This window comes from Pseudoalteromonas sp. bablab_jr010 (genome assembly GCF_016464105.1).
GTDB lineage: Bacteria > Pseudomonadota > Gammaproteobacteria > Enterobacterales > Alteromonadaceae > Pseudoalteromonas > Pseudoalteromonas simplex.
The window spans coordinates 18,321-33,547 of record NZ_JACDWV010000134.1 but is presented as its reverse complement, the minus strand read 5'-3'; the positions used below and the strand labels follow the sequence as shown (position 1 = coordinate 33,547).

16 protein-coding genes are annotated in these 15,227 nt (G+C 41.4%); 12 read left to right on the top strand and 4 right to left on the bottom strand.

Annotation, left to right across the window (positions count from 1 at the left end):
• The first annotated feature begins 123 nt into the window (after positions 1-123).
• Genes JIG37_RS12080 through JIG37_RS12070 form a run of 3 tightly spaced genes read left to right on the top strand, consistent with a single transcriptional unit; the run spans position 124 to position 3,127 of the window.
• The gene (locus JIG37_RS12080; RefSeq protein WP_199529459.1) at positions 124-2,607 is read left to right on the top strand and encodes a YdbH domain-containing protein; all 2,484 of its coding nucleotides are present in this window, start codon (positions 124-126) and stop codon (positions 2,605-2,607) included.
• Complete coding sequence (locus tag JIG37_RS12075) at positions 2,600-2,782, top strand: YnbE family lipoprotein (protein WP_054551055.1); 183 nt, start codon at positions 2,600-2,602, stop codon at positions 2,780-2,782. The genes JIG37_RS12080 and JIG37_RS12075 overlap by 8 nt, the downstream gene beginning before the upstream one ends.
• 9 nt (positions 2,783-2,791) lie before the next feature.
• Positions 2,792-3,127 carry a YdbL family protein gene (locus JIG37_RS12070; RefSeq protein WP_054551056.1) on the top strand — a complete coding sequence of 112 codons (336 nt, stop codon included), beginning with the start codon at positions 2,792-2,794 and terminating at the stop codon, positions 3,125-3,127.
• Positions 3,128-3,201: 74 nt separating this feature from the next.
• On the opposite strand, the gene JIG37_RS12065 is transcribed toward JIG37_RS12070, so the two are convergent.
• Both JIG37_RS12065 and waaA read right to left on the bottom strand, forming a co-directional pair.
• The gene (locus JIG37_RS12065) at positions 3,202-3,744 is read right to left on the bottom strand and encodes a DUF1415 domain-containing protein (RefSeq protein ID WP_199529492.1); all 543 of its coding nucleotides are present in this window, start codon (positions 3,742-3,744) and stop codon (positions 3,202-3,204) included.
• A gap of 50 nt (positions 3,745-3,794) precedes the next feature.
• Positions 3,795-5,054 (bottom strand): lipid IV(A) 3-deoxy-D-manno-octulosonic acid transferase, encoded by a 1,260-nt coding sequence (gene waaA / locus JIG37_RS12060; RefSeq protein ID WP_199529458.1) that lies wholly within the window; start codon positions 5,052-5,054, stop codon positions 3,795-3,797.
• A 154-nt stretch (positions 5,055-5,208) separates the two neighbouring features.
• Here waaA and JIG37_RS12055 point away from each other — a divergent pair, with 154 nt between their 5' ends.
• From JIG37_RS12055 to hldE, 3 genes are read left to right on the top strand one after another with little or no spacing between them, the layout of a single operon-like run.
• Complete coding sequence (locus tag JIG37_RS12055) at positions 5,209-6,654, top strand: capsule assembly Wzi family protein (RefSeq protein WP_199529457.1); 1,446 nt, start codon at positions 5,209-5,211, stop codon at positions 6,652-6,654.
• A 32-nt stretch (positions 6,655-6,686) separates the two neighbouring features.
• Entirely contained in the window at positions 6,687-7,277 is a 591-nt protein-coding gene (locus JIG37_RS12050; RefSeq protein ID WP_054560969.1) for an SIS domain-containing protein, read from the top strand.
• On the top strand, positions 7,277-8,716 hold the full coding sequence (gene hldE / locus JIG37_RS12045; protein WP_138619280.1) for a bifunctional D-glycero-beta-D-manno-heptose-7-phosphate kinase/D-glycero-beta-D-manno-heptose 1-phosphate adenylyltransferase HldE: 1,440 nt from the start codon (positions 7,277-7,279) through the stop codon (positions 8,714-8,716). Before JIG37_RS12050 ends, hldE begins: the two co-directional genes overlap by 1 nt.
• Here the strand turns inward: hldE and JIG37_RS12040 are convergent.
• Entirely contained in the window at positions 8,706-9,428 is a 723-nt protein-coding gene (locus JIG37_RS12040) for a 3-deoxy-D-manno-octulosonic acid kinase (protein WP_199529456.1), read from the bottom strand. The genes hldE and JIG37_RS12040 overlap by 11 nt on opposite strands.
• Positions 9,429-9,552: 124 nt before the next feature.
• On the opposite strand from JIG37_RS12040, the gene JIG37_RS12035 reads away from it, so the two are divergent.
• The 6 genes from JIG37_RS12035 (at position 9,553) to glpG (ending at position 14,781) form a co-directional block, all read left to right on the top strand.
• Positions 9,553-10,611 (top strand): glycosyltransferase family 9 protein, encoded by a 1,059-nt coding sequence (locus tag JIG37_RS12035; RefSeq protein ID WP_199529455.1) that lies wholly within the window; start codon positions 9,553-9,555, stop codon positions 10,609-10,611.
• A complete protein-coding gene (gene gmhB / locus JIG37_RS12030) occupies positions 10,611-11,156 on the top strand; it encodes a D-glycero-beta-D-manno-heptose 1,7-bisphosphate 7-phosphatase (protein WP_138599651.1) in 546 nt (181 codons plus the stop codon). The genes JIG37_RS12035 and gmhB overlap by 1 nt, the downstream gene beginning before the upstream one ends.
• Positions 11,157-11,319: 163 nt before the next feature.
• A complete protein-coding gene (locus JIG37_RS12025) occupies positions 11,320-12,516 on the top strand; it encodes a glycine C-acetyltransferase (RefSeq protein ID WP_199529454.1) in 1,197 nt (398 codons plus the stop codon).
• A gap of 55 nt (positions 12,517-12,571) precedes the next feature.
• Positions 12,572-13,597, top strand: a complete 1,026-nt coding sequence (tdh, locus tag JIG37_RS12020) for an L-threonine 3-dehydrogenase (RefSeq protein ID WP_054551064.1) — start codon at positions 12,572-12,574, stop codon at positions 13,595-13,597.
• A gap of 54 nt (positions 13,598-13,651) precedes the next feature.
• Positions 13,652-13,969 carry a thiosulfate sulfurtransferase GlpE gene (glpE, locus tag JIG37_RS12015; protein WP_138619226.1) on the top strand — a complete coding sequence of 106 codons (318 nt, stop codon included), beginning with the start codon at positions 13,652-13,654 and terminating at the stop codon, positions 13,967-13,969.
• Positions 13,966-14,781, top strand: coding sequence for a rhomboid family intramembrane serine protease GlpG (gene glpG, locus JIG37_RS12010; protein WP_199529453.1), 816 nt, complete (start codon positions 13,966-13,968; stop codon positions 14,779-14,781). The genes glpE and glpG overlap by 4 nt, the downstream gene beginning before the upstream one ends.
• 41 nt (positions 14,782-14,822) lie before the next feature.
• Here glpG and JIG37_RS12005 read toward each other — a convergent pair whose 3' ends face one another.
• Positions 14,823-15,227 carry a flagellar basal body-associated protein FliL gene (locus JIG37_RS12005; protein ID WP_054551067.1) on the bottom strand — a complete coding sequence of 135 codons (405 nt, stop codon included), beginning with the start codon at positions 15,225-15,227 and terminating at the stop codon, positions 14,823-14,825.

Sequence of the window (15,227 nt, the reverse complement as noted above, 5' to 3'; positions counted from 1 at the left end):
GGTTCATACAAACCGTTTAAATTAAAAAGGCTGCACTATCATGTGTGGCCTTTTTGTTTATAATGATCTGAGAAGCGAGAAGCGAGAAGCGAGAAGCGAGAAGCGAGAAGCAAGGAGAGTTTTTTGAGTTTTAAGCGGGCGTGTGTTGGGTTGCTAGGTATCGTGCTAAGCATGGTGCTGTTGGCGTATTTGTTCAGATTACCACTGACATCGTGGTACTTAACGCCTATGCTCAGTAAAAATGGCGCTGAGCTTCACTGCATTGATTGGTCATTAACTCGCAAGCTTGATTTGAATATCGAGAAATTATGCTTAACCTACCAAGGACAGCAAATAGAGTTAGCTGGCATTATTGCGAATAAGCAGCAGGTTAGTGTTTCTCGAGCCAATCTTATAATTAGCAATCAGAGTAATAATCAACAACCTGACACTTCACAAACTGAATTTAAAAAGCTTGCTTTGGTATTACCCGAGCAAAGACCGCTAATAAGTATTGAGCAGCTTGATGTAGTCTCACCGTTTACCCAAAATCCTGTTAGGTTGGCGATACAAGAAAAACGCCTAAATCATTTTACGATTTCACGGGATCTCAATGCTGACGTTGTAATATCTAATTATGAAGTCAAAGCCAACATCACCTTTGATGAGCAAGTGGCTGAGCGGTTCGTAACATTGCCAACAAGCAGCCATTTTACTATTCAGTCACAGATTAAGTTTGATGGAATTTCAGCTGCAATTGAAAGCTCAATTAATGCAAGTTATCAGCATGCTGTAGGGGAGTGTGACCTAGGTTTTGCCAGTGAAGGGCAATTGAGTGCTAAGTATCAATTAAATCAACAGCATTTATACGTGGATTTATCTGCTTTACAAAATCAACTGAGCGCAAAGCGAGACTGCTTAAACATCATAGCAGACCAACAGCATCAATCATTTATTGAAGCGCAGTTACCGCTTACTTGGCAGTTACACATTGAAAAACCAGTGATTGTAGAAGATAAAAATCTTTCAGCCCCAATCATAAAGCTGCAAGCTATAGAAGGGCAAAGTGAGGTGACAGTCAGTAATACATCCCTTTCTTTGCTGGATCCGCTCACATCACTGAATAGCCAAGTTAGCATTGATTTTAATAGTAAAGATATAGATGAGCTTAAGCTCAACGCGCATTTGCATGAAAGTAGCGTTAGCGCTGATTTTCAACTGTCGGTGGATTCACTACCTGCATTTTTAGATTTTCAGGCTGATGGCGCTTTGACTGAGGGTGTTGGGGTTAAGGGTATTGGGGCTAAAGGAAAGCTAAATATCGATGAGTTATTTACTAGTCCTACAGCTAAACTGAATACCAATATCAGAGTTAAAAATGCCCTAATATCGGGTGCACAGATAGCTGATTTTAGCAGCGCAATTAACGCTGAGTATAATGCCCAGCAGCACCTCGTTGTTAACGCTAATAGCAAGGTTAAATCATTAACTTATGATGATATTAACGCAGCAAAAATTAGCAATGAGCTTACTCTTAGTACAGATCTCAGTGTGGGGGAGTTATTTGCTGATATTGATGCCAAAACCACGGCCGCTAAATTATCAACAGCAGAGCTTAGCTTAAATAAGTTGTCTGTTGTGTCAAAAGCTCTTCAAAGCCGCGCCTTGCAGGCAACACATCATGTATTTGCAGATGGCTTTGAAGCGCTTGTTAGCCATAATATGTCTGAGGTTGCCCATCCATTTGAATTAGTGATACCAGAGCAGGCCGTATCCAAGCTAAACCCGATAGTTGCTCAGTTTGAGTCTCTTGCTACCGTCACTGATGGAGTTGTTTCGGGCAATATTAAAGGGGATGTAAATCTTCAGCAAGCACAAGGGCGCGTGCAAATAAGTAAATTCAGTGCGCTTTATAATGATTATCTAGTAAATGATTTCGCAGTGAATTTGAACGGCACGTTTAATTCAGGGCAGCTTAATATTGCAGCGACTAAATTTACACTCAATGAACTGCGCGCAGGTGCCGTGGTCAAAAATATACAAGGTCAGTTGCAGGTAACAGCTAATCAGCCTTGCGCAGCTAATCTAACTGGTCAGGTTATGGGCGGGGCATTTGTGGTGAATAAGTTCTGCCCACTCAGTGATAGCCAAACCGCGACTGTTAAATTTGAAAATATTGATGCCAGTAAATTGGTCACCCTTGATGCAGAGTCTGGGATTAGCTTAAGTGGGCGCTTAGCAGGCACCTTACCCGTTGTAATAAATAAACAGGGCATCGAGGTAAAGCAAGGGCAGTTAGTTAATCAGGGTGATGGTAAATTACTGATTACTAATAATGCGGGTTTTGAAGCGGTAAAAGCGCAGCAACAAGAGCTGAGTACCACGCTGAGTTTGCTTGAGAATTTAGATATTAAAAAACTACGTAGCAGTGTTAACCTCAAACCAGATGGGTGGTTACATTTAGGTGTTAATTTAGAGGGTTATAATGAAGCGCAGCAGCAAGCAGTGAACTTTAATTATAACCATGAAGAGAATGTATTTACCTTGCTTAGAGCGCTGCGTTTAAGTGATGAAATTACTCAAAAAGTTGAGAAAGAGTATGCAAAAAAAGGAAGCAATGATGGCTAAGTGGTTAGTAATGCTGACGGCAGTAGGCATGCTGAGTGCCTGTACGCACCGTGTTGAGGTGGCAGCAAAAGAGCCGATTACAATCAACTTAAATGTAAAAGTTGACCATGAGATCCGCGTAAAAGTGGATAAAGAACTTGATACCTTATTCAGTGATGACAGCGAATTATTCTAAGGAGCACACATGCGTAAATTACAACTTAAAAAACTAAATGTGATCACCTTGATCAGTGCTGTTTGTTTATCTTTCTCTGCTTGGGCTATCAGCCTTGATGATGCAAAAAGCCAAGGCTTAGTAGGTGAAGACAGCTCAGGCTATTTAGGTTTAGTGGTTAATAACAGCGAAGCAAAAGCGGTCGTTGATGAAATTAATGCAAAGCGTAAAGAGCAATATTTAAAACTTGCGAAAAAGAACAATCTTTCGTTAGCGCAAGTTGAAGCCCTTGCAGCTGCTAAAACTATCGAGAAAACGAAGCCGGGTCACTACATTGAAGTGAACGGTGAGTGGGTAAAAAAATAACTCACTAAATTTAATAGCTATAAAAACAAAAAGCCAGCATTGCTGGCTTTTTATCTTTATAACGCCGGTAGGTGTTAGCGCTTATCGATGCAGTTTTGCAGCAGCTGCTGCCAAAAGTCGATGCCTTTGCGTCTTGCAAGTTTAATATTGTGCTCTGGGATCGATTCAGGTTCATCGTAGTTGTCTAACGCTTCGCTCATGCTGGCTTCACGGATTAAATGCAGTGTTGGGTAAGGTGCACGATTCGTATAGTTTGCAGCATCGCTGTCATCGCTATCAGCAAATACATAGTCAGGGTGAAAGTTGGCTATTTGATACTTACCTTCATAGCCTTGCGCAGCTAAAAGCGCATTGGCTAAATCGACTAAATCTAAGAACTCTTCAAAATCCTTAAAGCCTTGCTCAAACATCAACAAAGTGGTTTCGCGCTCTGCAAGTTGATCTAACGCGCTACATTGCTCAAGCATATCCATTACTGCATCATCAAGTGTAATAGACTGACTAATTTGGTAATGAATACAATTGCTTTCAACTTCTTTACGGGCAAACGGGCAGAAATTGAATTTTACGATTACGCTTGATACCCATTCGCGCATTTGTATTTCTGGGCGATTCATCGCTTGCTTTGAAGTCACATTATTTCTCTATTCTATTTTACTTTTCTATCTTACTTTTCTAAGTAAAGCTCAATTAAATTAACCGTTTTACTGATGGCGCCTTGATTGTTAGCAACGCATTTCTGAGCTTGCTGACCGAGCTTTATCGTCTCCTGTACATCAGTGCTCAAAGCGATAAGTGTGTCAGCAAGGTGATTTTCATCGGTAACGGTTTTAGCTCCCTGAGCACTAATCAGTTCAGGATAAATATGGTTGAAGTTATAGGTATGAGGGCCTGCTAATACGCCAACAGAAAACGCTGCTGACTCTAACGGGTTATGGCCGCCTCGTTCTATTAAACTACCGCCAACATAGCTGATGTTTGCCACACCATATAAGCATTGTAACTCACCTAACGTGTCAGCTAACACTACTTGTTGGTTGTTATAGTTATCTTCACTGCGACGACTAAAGCTCAAATTTGAGCTTTTTAAAACTTCAGCGACTTTATCAAATTGCTCTGGGTGACGTGGAGCAATAATCAAAAGAGCGTTGGGTAACGCTTTTAACAGCTTCTTATGAGCAGTTAAAATAAGCTCGTGTTCAATAGGGTGAGTAGAGCCTGCAACCCAGATAAATCGCTCGTTGTTATATTGGTTTTTAAGTGCTGCGACTTTATTTAATTGCTCATCTGTAGGCATGATATCAAATTTAATTGAGCCAAATACGCGTGCCTTTTCAGGCTTTAAACCAAGTTCAATAAAGCGTTTTGCATCATCTTGATTATGACTGGCCAGATCGCTAATAGACTGCATGATCACCTTAGTTAAAGGCATTACCTTTTGGTAGCCTTGCTGTGATTTAGCTGAAAGCCGGGCATTTAAAACAAGTACCTTTGTGCCGTTATTGTTGCTTTGCGCCATCAGGTTTGGCCAAAGCTCAGTTTCTAAAATACACAGTACCTTTGGCTGGATACGTTTTAAAAATCGCTTCGTAGCGAAGAAAAAATCAATCGGTAAATAACAGTAGCTAACCGCATCTTTAAAGTTATTTTTTATTTGTTCGCGACCCGTTGGGGTATTGCAGGTTACTAAAATAGTAAGTGTTGGGTTTTCTGATTGAACGGCCTTTATAAGCGGCGTTGCTGCTAACACTTCCCCTACAGAGGCACAATGAAAAACAACATCGTGATGAGATAAGTTCGAAAAGCCAAAGCGCTCAGCAAAATGTTCACGGTAACCCTTATTCTTTTTGCCGCGTAAAACATACAGGTAAAAAACAACCAGTGGGCTTAGTAGGTATAAAAGTAAAGAGTATAAAATGCGCGCCATTGCTTAGCCTATATAGGTAAAACGTTATGATAGCGTTTTACCTTTGGGATCTAAATATAAAATGTTAAAAAGGGTTATTAAAGAAAGTTTTAAAGTGTTTACTGTTAGCTAATTTGGTAATATTTCGGTTACTTAATAAATCAACGAAGCAGTTATGAAATTTAAAATGATAAAAGCCTCGGTAATTGGTGCTTTTCTAAGTTGTTCAATGCCTTTATTTGCAGCACCTACCGCCTACTTACCGATTGGCATGGATGCACAGCTTGATCATCAATTAGATACTTTGTTTGCCTTAACCACAGGCGCGCCTATGGTTAAACCTTATCGTTTATCGGAAGTAGAAAGTGCGCTTCTTGAGCTTGAAAAAAAAGAGCCAGGACTAGTCGCAGCTATCCGTTATAAAATAAAGCCTTATCAAAGTGATGATGCAGTAACACGTGCAGGTGTTAAATTACAAGTTGATACAGACAACAGTAAAAAAATAGCAAATCAACGCGGACTTAGTTCTGATGAATGGGGACAAGGCTTTTTTGAAGGTATTTGGCGTGCCAATGATTACACGCTAGTACAGGTTGGAGTTGATTACCGAGCCAAGGCAAATAAGTTTGTAAATTACAATTCGTTTATTAGTTTTGCTGGTGAAGATTTACAGTTAAACCTTGGGTATAAAGAACATTGGTTCTCGCCGTTTAAGCATTCTGCACAAATCATTTCAACCAACGCAAAAACAGCCCCGTCAATTTCGATTGGTATGGTAAAGCCTGCTCATAATTGGTGGAATTTTGATTTTGAATTGTACTATTCAGAGTTAGAACATGTTGAGAATGGTATTTTATATCAAGGTGAACTTCATAGTGGTACGCCTAAACTTGCGGGTACTCACTTCAGTATTGAACCTATTAGTGGTTGGAAAATTGGCCTTAACCGAATGATGCAGTTTGGCGGTGGGCCTCGTAAAGTAGATGTTGGAGATGTATTTGACGCTTTTTTTGATCCTGCCGGAAATGATAATGGAGATTTAGCTGGTGGGGCAGATAATGAACTAGGTGACCAACTAGCATCGATTTCAAGTACATTAAACTTTGATTGGGGTTTACCAACTGAGCTCTATTTTGAGTATGGTGGAGAGGATACAAAAGAGCACCAGAATTACCAATTTGGGAATATTGCATATAGTTTAGGTGTTTTCTTTCCTAAGCTAGCAGATGATATATCACTGCGTTTTGAGCATACAAATATGCATAGTTTCTGGTATAAAAATTATATTTACCCGACCTTTGGTAATACTGTGAATGGTTATGTTATTGGTCACTATGCTGCAGATCAGCGTTTATTCGGCGATAGTACACCGTCGGAAGTAAATGTATTGGAGATTACTTTTTCGGAGTCTCTAAACTCTTTTTGGAAAGCCAAATTAACAAATATTAGCAATGAAAGTAACTTTAGCGCCGGTTTTAACTACAACTACGATGATGCAATTGAACTTCAACTAAGTAACACGCGTCAATTAAACGAGCATACATTAGAGACAACTCTTACCTATGGTGAAGATGTTTTTGGCGATAACTATACTTGGTTATCTGTAGCCTATTTTTGGTAAGCAAAGCCGTTAATACTTTTTAAGGAATATTTATGTCAAATCTTGATTCTGTAGCGGCAAGCTACCTAGAAAGTTTAAATCGTCATCAAATGTTGTTTGAGACGATGGAAACCTACCACCCTGAAGTAATGCAACTACTAGAAGCTTGTCACAGTGCTTTACAAGCAGGTGGTAAGGTTATTTGGTTTGGTAATGGTGGTAGCGCGGCTGATGCACAGCATTTAGCTGCTGAGTTTGTTGTGCGTTATAAATTGGAGCGCGGTCCACTTGCTTCTATCGCATTGACAACAGATACCTCAATTTTAACCGCTCACAGTAACGACTATCATTTTGATACTGTATTTGAGCGCCAAGTGCAGGCGTTATGTAAGCCTGAAGATTTGGTGATTGGCTTAACCACATCTGGCACTAGCCCTAACATCAATCTTGCACTGGCAGCGGCAAATGAAATCGGCGCCTTTACTGTGGCATTAACAGGTCGAGATGGTGGTAAGGTAAAAGATATCGCTAAGCTACCTATTATTATTAAAAATGATGAAACCGCGCGTATCCAAGAAGCGCACATGTTTATCGGGCATTGGCTATGCGAAGCCATTGATATGGTTGTAGCGGAGCAAAAGTAATGGATTTAGCGTTACTAAAAAACCTTTCAAAGGCACGTATTTTAGTTGTTGGTGATGTCATGCTAGATAGATACTGGCATGGCGACTCAGGGCGTATTTCGCCTGAAGCCCCTGTACCTGTTGTAAAAGTCAGTAAGTTTGAAGACAAAGCCGGTGGCGCTGCAAACGTTGCAAAAAATATTGCTCGTTTAGATGGTAAAGTAGGTTTACTAGGCTTGGTTGGTGAAGATGAAAGTGGGCAAATCCTCGAAACAATTTTAAGTTCAGAAAAAATTGATTCGCAATTAGTGAGTGTTTGCGATTTACCAACTATTTCTAAAATGCGAGTAATCAGCCGCCATCAACAAGTTGTGCGCCTTGATCTTGAAGAGACCTTTACTGAGCAACACAGCCAATTGTTATTGAACCGTTTAGAGCTGGTTTTAGATGACTACGATTTTGTGTTGTTTTCTGACTACAACAAAGGCTCACTGAGCTTAATTCAACAAATGGTTCAGGTTGCAAAGAAAGCGGGTAAAACGGTTCTTATTGATCCTAAATCATCTGATTTAAGCTTATACCGTGGCGCAGATTATATAACACCTAACTTAAACGAATTTAAACTTGCTGGTGGTAAAACTGACTCTGAGCAAAGTTTAACCCAAAGCGCTCGTGATCTAATCAATGAGGCTGGCATCGCTGCGATGCTATTAACGCGCTCAGAACAGGGCATGTCGTTAATTAGCCAAGCAGAAAAACATGATTTTGCAGCCCAGCAGCTTGAAGTCAGCGATGTTACTGGCGCCGGCGATACTGTAATTGCAACATTAGCAGTGATGCTTGGTGCGGGTATGACAGCAAAAGATGCGGTCGAAATTGCCAACCTCGCTGCTGGTATTGCGGTGAGTAAACTGGGTGCCGCAACCGTGTCGCCAGAAGAGTTGAGCCGTAAACTTGGTCAATATTTACAGCAAACCGGCGAGCATTACCAAACGCCGTTTGAAGATGTGCTTCAGCATATTGAGTTTGCTAAGCAAAATGGTGAAAAAATAGTTTTCACTAATGGTTGTTTTGACATTCTTCACGCAGGCCATGTGCGCTACCTAGCACAGGCTAAAGCACGAGGTGACAGGCTGGTTGTTGGCTTAAATAACGACGAATCAATCACTCGCTTAAAAGGCCCAGAAAGACCAATTAATCCACTGGATGAGCGTGCCATGGTATTAAGTGCGCTGGCGTCAGTTGATTGGGTTATTCCATTTGGCAGCATTGAAGAAAATGACACGCCTGCTAAGCTAATTGAGCAAATTAGCCCTGATGTGCTAGTGAAAGGCGGCGACTACACCGTTGATCAAATTGCTGGTGCCGATCATGTTCTACGCCATGGCGGCAAAGTCGAAGTACTTGAGTTTCTTAATGGCTGCTCAACATCAAACGTAATTAGCAAAATTAAGTCTTAAGCAATGCTTGGTAGTCACACACCAGTGACTGCCAATCACTTTGTTGCCAATGCATCACTTCATTACGGCCTTGCTCTTTTGCAAACGAACGGGCAAGGCGTTTGATATTCTCTGTTTGCCAGCTAGCGTGTGGCTGTTTGATTTCACCACGGTCAAAGTCAATGATAAACACCTTACCTGTATCATCGAACAAGATGTTATTGATGTTTAAATCTGCGTGATAGACGCCATGATTGTGAAACTCGCTGAGAGTGACTGCAATCGCTTTGAGTTCAGACTGGCTAAGTGGGCGTGTGATTAAAATATCTAACACGCTTTTTGCGCCAGTCACTGCCTCGGTAATGATATCGCCGCGATAGATTAAGCCATGGGTGGTCACTTTTGCTGCAATGGGTGTCGGCACGTTTAGGCCAAGCTCAATTAAGCGCATCATCAGTGTAAACTCTTTATAGACACGAGTTTGCTTTAAACCAAAATATAAGTATTGATCGCTTAGCAACTTACCTATTAAACCACCGCGCCAATAGTGACGAAGAACGCCTGTAAGCTGTTGATGTTTAAAAAACCACGCTGTTGCGCGACCTTTTTTTGCACCAACGATTTTATCTTGTTGTTGCCAATAATTGGCATCGAACCACTGTTGCGTGAGCTCATCTTTATAAGCTGGGTGACACAAAAGGGTGGTGTTCTGCAGATGCTGAGTTTCAAACATAACAACTTCAAGATTAAATAAAATTAGCGCTATCTTACCGTATTTTTAGCTTTTCGCATAAGTGCTTGCATTAGCATCAAGTTAATTTAAGATCGCATATTATTTGCTGTAGCTAAGGGCGCACGTGACTCAATCAACCTCCTATTCAGATATTTGTATTTTAAGGCTTTCGGCTATTGGTGATGTATGTCATGCCGTATCAGCAGTGCAAGCAGTTCAAAAGGCACATCCGAAGGCAAAAATTACTTGGGTGATTGGTAAAGTTGAGGCCATGTTACTGGCCGATTTACCAGGTGTTGAGTTTGTTGTATTCGATAAAAAACAAGGCAAACAGGCTTATCAGCAACTAAAAGACACTTTCAAGGGGCGTAAATTTGATGTGCTCTTACATATGCAAGTCGCACTCAGAGCGAATCTAGCAGCCCGCTGTATTCCTGCAAAGGTCAAAGTGGGGTTTGATTGGGCTCGCTCAAAAGAGTTACATAGCTTGTTTATTAATAAGCGTATTGCCCCGCAATCAGAGGCGCATGTATTAGAAGGCTTTAAAGGCTTCGCTCAAGCAATTGGGTCGTCTGATTACAAACCTCAATGGCAAATGCCAATTACTGAGCAGCACCAACAAGCAGCCGATGCGCTATTAGGCGAGGAGCGTTTAGCCGGGCGTATTTTTGTTATCTCGCCTGCGGCAAGTAAAAAAGAGCGAAATTGGTTACCTGAGCGTTATGCTGCACTTGCTGAACATGCTCATCAACAAGGCTTTTCGGTGGTTATTACTGGCGGCCCAACCCCTTTAGAGATTGAACTTGCCGAGCAAATTATCGCGCAGAGTTCGGCACCTGTGCTTAACTTAGTAGGGAAAACTCAACTAAAAGAACTGTTATGTGTTTTGAAACGTGCTGCGTTAGTGTTAGCGCCTGATACTGGGCCTGCGCATATGGCTGTAACGGTAGGAACACCTGTTATTGGTTTGTATGCCCACTCAAACCCAAAACGCACAGGACCTTATTTGTATCAAGAGTATGTTGTTGAGGTTTATCACCAAAATTTACGTGAACAAACAGGCAAAACAGCGCAACAGCTACCTTGGGGAACACGCGTGAAAGGGGCTGATTTAATGGCGCAAATAAGTGTAGAAAAGGTGATTTCGATGTTTGACCACGTGGTAGAAAAAGAGCAATTGTAATGAGCAAAGTTTTATTTTTAGACCGTGATGGTGTGGTCAATATTGATCATGGCTATGTGTACAAACCAGAAGAGTTTGAATTTGTACCCGGTGTATTCGAGGCGTGCAAAGCTTTTGCTGATGCTGGTTATAAAATTGTGGTGGTAACTAACCAGTCGGGTATTGGCCGTGGTTATTATTCAGAACAAGATTTTTCCAACCTCACAGAGTGGATGAAGGGCGAGTTTTTAAGTAACGGCGTTACTATTCTTGATGTCTATTTTTGTCCGCATCATCCAAGCAAAGCAGAGCCTTCCTATTTGCAAGAATGTAATTGTCGCAAGCCTGCCCCAGGTATGCTTTTACAAGCCATTGATGAGCATCAAATCGACCCATCACAAAGTATTATGGTCGGTGATAAGCTTGGCGACCTTATTGCTGCTGAAAGAGCTAACATCGCTACCCGTGTTTTAGTTCGCTCAGGGCAAAGTTATGCTGAGTCAACAGAACAACATGCCGATATTGTTTGTGAATCTTTAGCTGATTTACCCAATTTATATTTATAATTTATGAGGTAAGACCAGTTTAAGTTCACAAACCCACACCAGTTGAGGGTTTGCGACGAACTGCAAACAGTGCAATTGTTCGTCTAAGCTTTTACAATAGGTGCAAAATTTAAATTCATGCTAATCATTTCTGATTAGGTACAAGAATATGTGGAGATTACAGATGAGAGCATCTGCGTTTTTTAATCAGTTGCAGCAGCAAATTGATGAAGTGAAAGCTGAGGGCTTATACAAAAGCGAACGTGTTATCACGTCGCAGCAACAGGCTCAAATTGAAGTTGCCTCTGGTGATAAGGTTATTAACTTTTGCGCTAATAACTACCTTGGCTTAGCAAATAGCCCAGCGTTAATTAAAGCTGCTCAACAAGGCCTTGATGATCACGGTTTTGGTGTAGCGTCTGTGCGCTTTATTTGTGGTACTCAAGATATCCATAAAACTTTAGAGCAAAAGATCTCTGAGTTCTTAGAAACAGAAGACACCATTCTTTACTCATCATGCTTTGATGCAAACGCAGGTTTATTCGAAACAATTCTAGGTCCAGATGATGCGATTATCTCTGATGCACTAAACCATGCTTCGATCATTGATGGTGTACGTCTTTGTAAAGCAAAGCGTTTCCGCTATGCAAATAACGACATGAGTGACCTTGAAAAGCAACTTATTGCTGCTGATGAAGCGGGCGCTAAAACTAAGTTAATCGCTACTGACGGCGTTTTCTCAATGGACGGCGTTATTTGTAACCTTGAAGCAGTTTGTGATCTTGCCGATAAATATGATGCATTAGTGATGGTTGATGACTCTCACGCTGTTGGTTTTGTTGGTGAAAATGGTAAAGGTACGCCGGAGTACTGCGGTGTACTAGACCGTGTTGATATCATCACGGGTACCCTTGGTAAAGCACTTGGTGGCGCATCAGGCGGTTACACATCAGGTAAAAAAGAAATTGTTGAGTGGTTACGCCAGCGCTCTCGTCCTTACCTTTTCTCAAACTCACTTGCACCATCAATTGTTACTGCATCAATTAAAGTACTTGAGATGCTAAGCAATGGCGGCGAGTTACGCGCTAAACTTTGGAATAACGCAAAGTATTTCCGTGAACAAATGGAAGCAGCAGGATTTACCTGTGCAGGTAAAGACCACGCTATTATCCCTGTCATGTTAGGCGATGCTAAAGTTGCCTCAGCCATGGCTGACAAATTACTTGCTGAAGGTATTTACGTAACAGGTTTCTCATTCCCTGTAGTACCTAAAGGTCAAGCACGTATCCGTACGCAAATTTCTGCGGCGCATACAAAAGAGCAATTAGATACCGCTATTGCTGCCTTTACCCGTATTGGTAAAGAAATGGGTGTTATCTAATTTTATTCCCTAAACCGAAGCTTTTGCTTCGGTTTTGTTTAATTGAGTGTAAATCATGAAAGCATTATCTAAATTAAAAGCAGAACCAGGGATCTGGATGACTGATGCGCCAAAGCCTGAAGTTGGCCATAACGATCTGCTTATTAAAATCCGCAAAACAGCAATTTGTGGTACAGATGTCCATATTTATAAATGGGATGAGTGGGCACAAAATACAATTCCTACGCCAATGGTTGTTGGTCACGAATATGTAGGTGAAGTGGTTGATATGGGTCAGGAAGTACGTGGTTTCCAAGTGGGTGACCGTGTTTCTGGCGAAGGCCATATTACCTGTGGTCACTGTCGTAACTGTCGCGCTGGTCGTGTGCATTTATGTCGTAATACAACAGGTGTTGGTGTAAACCGTGAAGGTGCATTTGCTGAATACCTTGTGATCCCAGCTTTCAACGCATTTAAAATTCCAGATAACATTCCTGATGAACTAGCATCAATCTTTGACCCATTCGGTAATGCAGTACACACAGCGTTGTCGTTTGACTTAGTCGGTGAAGACGTATTAATCACAGGTGCTGGCCCAATTGGTATCATGGCAGCTGCTGTTGCCAAACACGTGGGTGCACGTCATGTGGTTATCACCGATGTGAACGAATACCGTCTAGATTTAGCGCGTAAAATGGGCGCGACTCGTGCTGTAAACGTAGCAACTGAAAAGCTTGAAGATGTAATGAAAGAGCTTGGCATGACTGAAGGCTTTGATATTGGTCTTGAAATGTCAGGTGTGCCAGTAGCATTTAACAGCATGCTAAACAACATGAATCACGGTGGTAAAATTGCCATGTTAGGTATTCCACCTTCAGATATGGCGGTTGATTGGAACCAGGTTATTTTCAAAGGTCTAATCATTAAAGGGATTTATGGCCGTGAAATGTTTGAAACTTGGTACAAGATGGCGAGTCTAATTCAGTCAGGCCTTGATCTGAAACCAATTATCACTCACCAGTTCTCCGTGGATGACTTCCAAGCAGGCTTTGATACAATGATTTCAGGCCAATCAGGTAAAGTAATCCTCAACTGGGATTAATACCGAGTAATTTGATAAGGCGGCTTTGGCCGCCTTTTTAGTTTAGAGAGTACTATGTCGTATAAACATATTTCAGTGAGCGAAACGTTTGCGCTGTTAGAGAAAGAAGAGGTTGTGATTGCTGATATTCGCGATCCTAACTCATTTCAAACGGGTCATATCCCAGGTGCTGAGCATTTATCAAATGCTAACATCAGCGATTTTATGATGCATAAAGAGTTTGATCAGCCAATCATCATCGTTTGTTATCATGGTGTGAGCTCTCAAGGTGCTGCAAGCTATTTAGTTGAGCAGGGGTTTGAAGACGTATACAGCATGGATGGTGGCTTTACAGCTTGGCAGACGCAACTTCCGGAGCATATTGAACGATGATTGAGTTGGGTAGCATAAATAATCCTCGCGCCGCACAAGGCTTTATAGATTACATCAAAAGTAAGGGCTTACATGGTGAGCTGCGCTCGCAAGATGGGCAAACTGTGATTATTTGTGTTGCTCCAGAGCACTTTCATCAGGCTCAACCACTTTGGCAGGAGTTTGCGGCTAACCCTCATGACGAAAAATACCAACAAGCTTCATGGCAGGTGGGCAGTACACAATCGCCTCTGTCATATCAAGGCCAATCACTTAATTTAAAAGCCCGTTTTAAGGCATTAAGCTGGCTAAACCGTACAGTTACTCTAGTCTCGATAGCTATATTTGTGGCCTTCTTATTGGGTGGTTTTGAAACTATTTATAGTATGTTGCAGTTCAACCCTGCACAGCCTCTAACTTGGTTTACACCTGCCATTGTGCACTTTAGCGCTGTTCATCTTATTTTTAATCTGATCTGGTGGATGACGCTGGGTAACGATATAGAAAAACGCAGCGGTAAATTAACCTTAGTGGGTTTATTTTTAGTGACGGCATTCATTAGTAACTGGGCACAGTTTTTAGTAGTTGGGCCTAACTTTGGTGGTCTAAGCGGCGTTGTGTATGGTTTACTGGGTTTTTGTTGGATCTACAGCGTAATGAGGCTAACAGAGCCGCCACTAGTAAGTAATAGCATTGTCGGTTTTATGCTGGTATGGCTTATTCTAGGCTTTGTAGATATGTTGCCTGTGAGTATGGCGAACTGGGCGCATTTAGCGGGGTTATTGGCTGGTATGGCTTATGCCGTGTCAGACAAGCTGCTTTCACGCAAATAATCGCGTAAATAAAAATGGCGGCTAATGCCGCCATCTTACAATTAATGATATAAATACTTAGTAAATAACACTTCTCGGACAATCTCTTGTCCTGTTTCTTGTTTTAGTAGTGCTTTTAGCTTTTCGGTGCAGCGCTTTCTTATTTCTTCGCGGCCGGTCAGCGATTTAATGTTTTCTTCAGGCTCTTTTGAGAGTATTTCAACAATCGCATCACGCAATAGTGGAGTGTGATGTTCTACGATTGCGATATCAGATAGATCATTGAGCATGAGATCCACCGTAATACGAACATAGCCAAGTTTTTTATTACCTTGACCTATGTAGTTAGTGATGATGTCAGGCTCAAAACCAAAGTAGCCAACATTTGATTCAGCGCGAACAGACCAACTTGTTGCAGTAACAAGTAGCATGCTTATCAAGTAAATTGATAACAATGATTTTTTCAT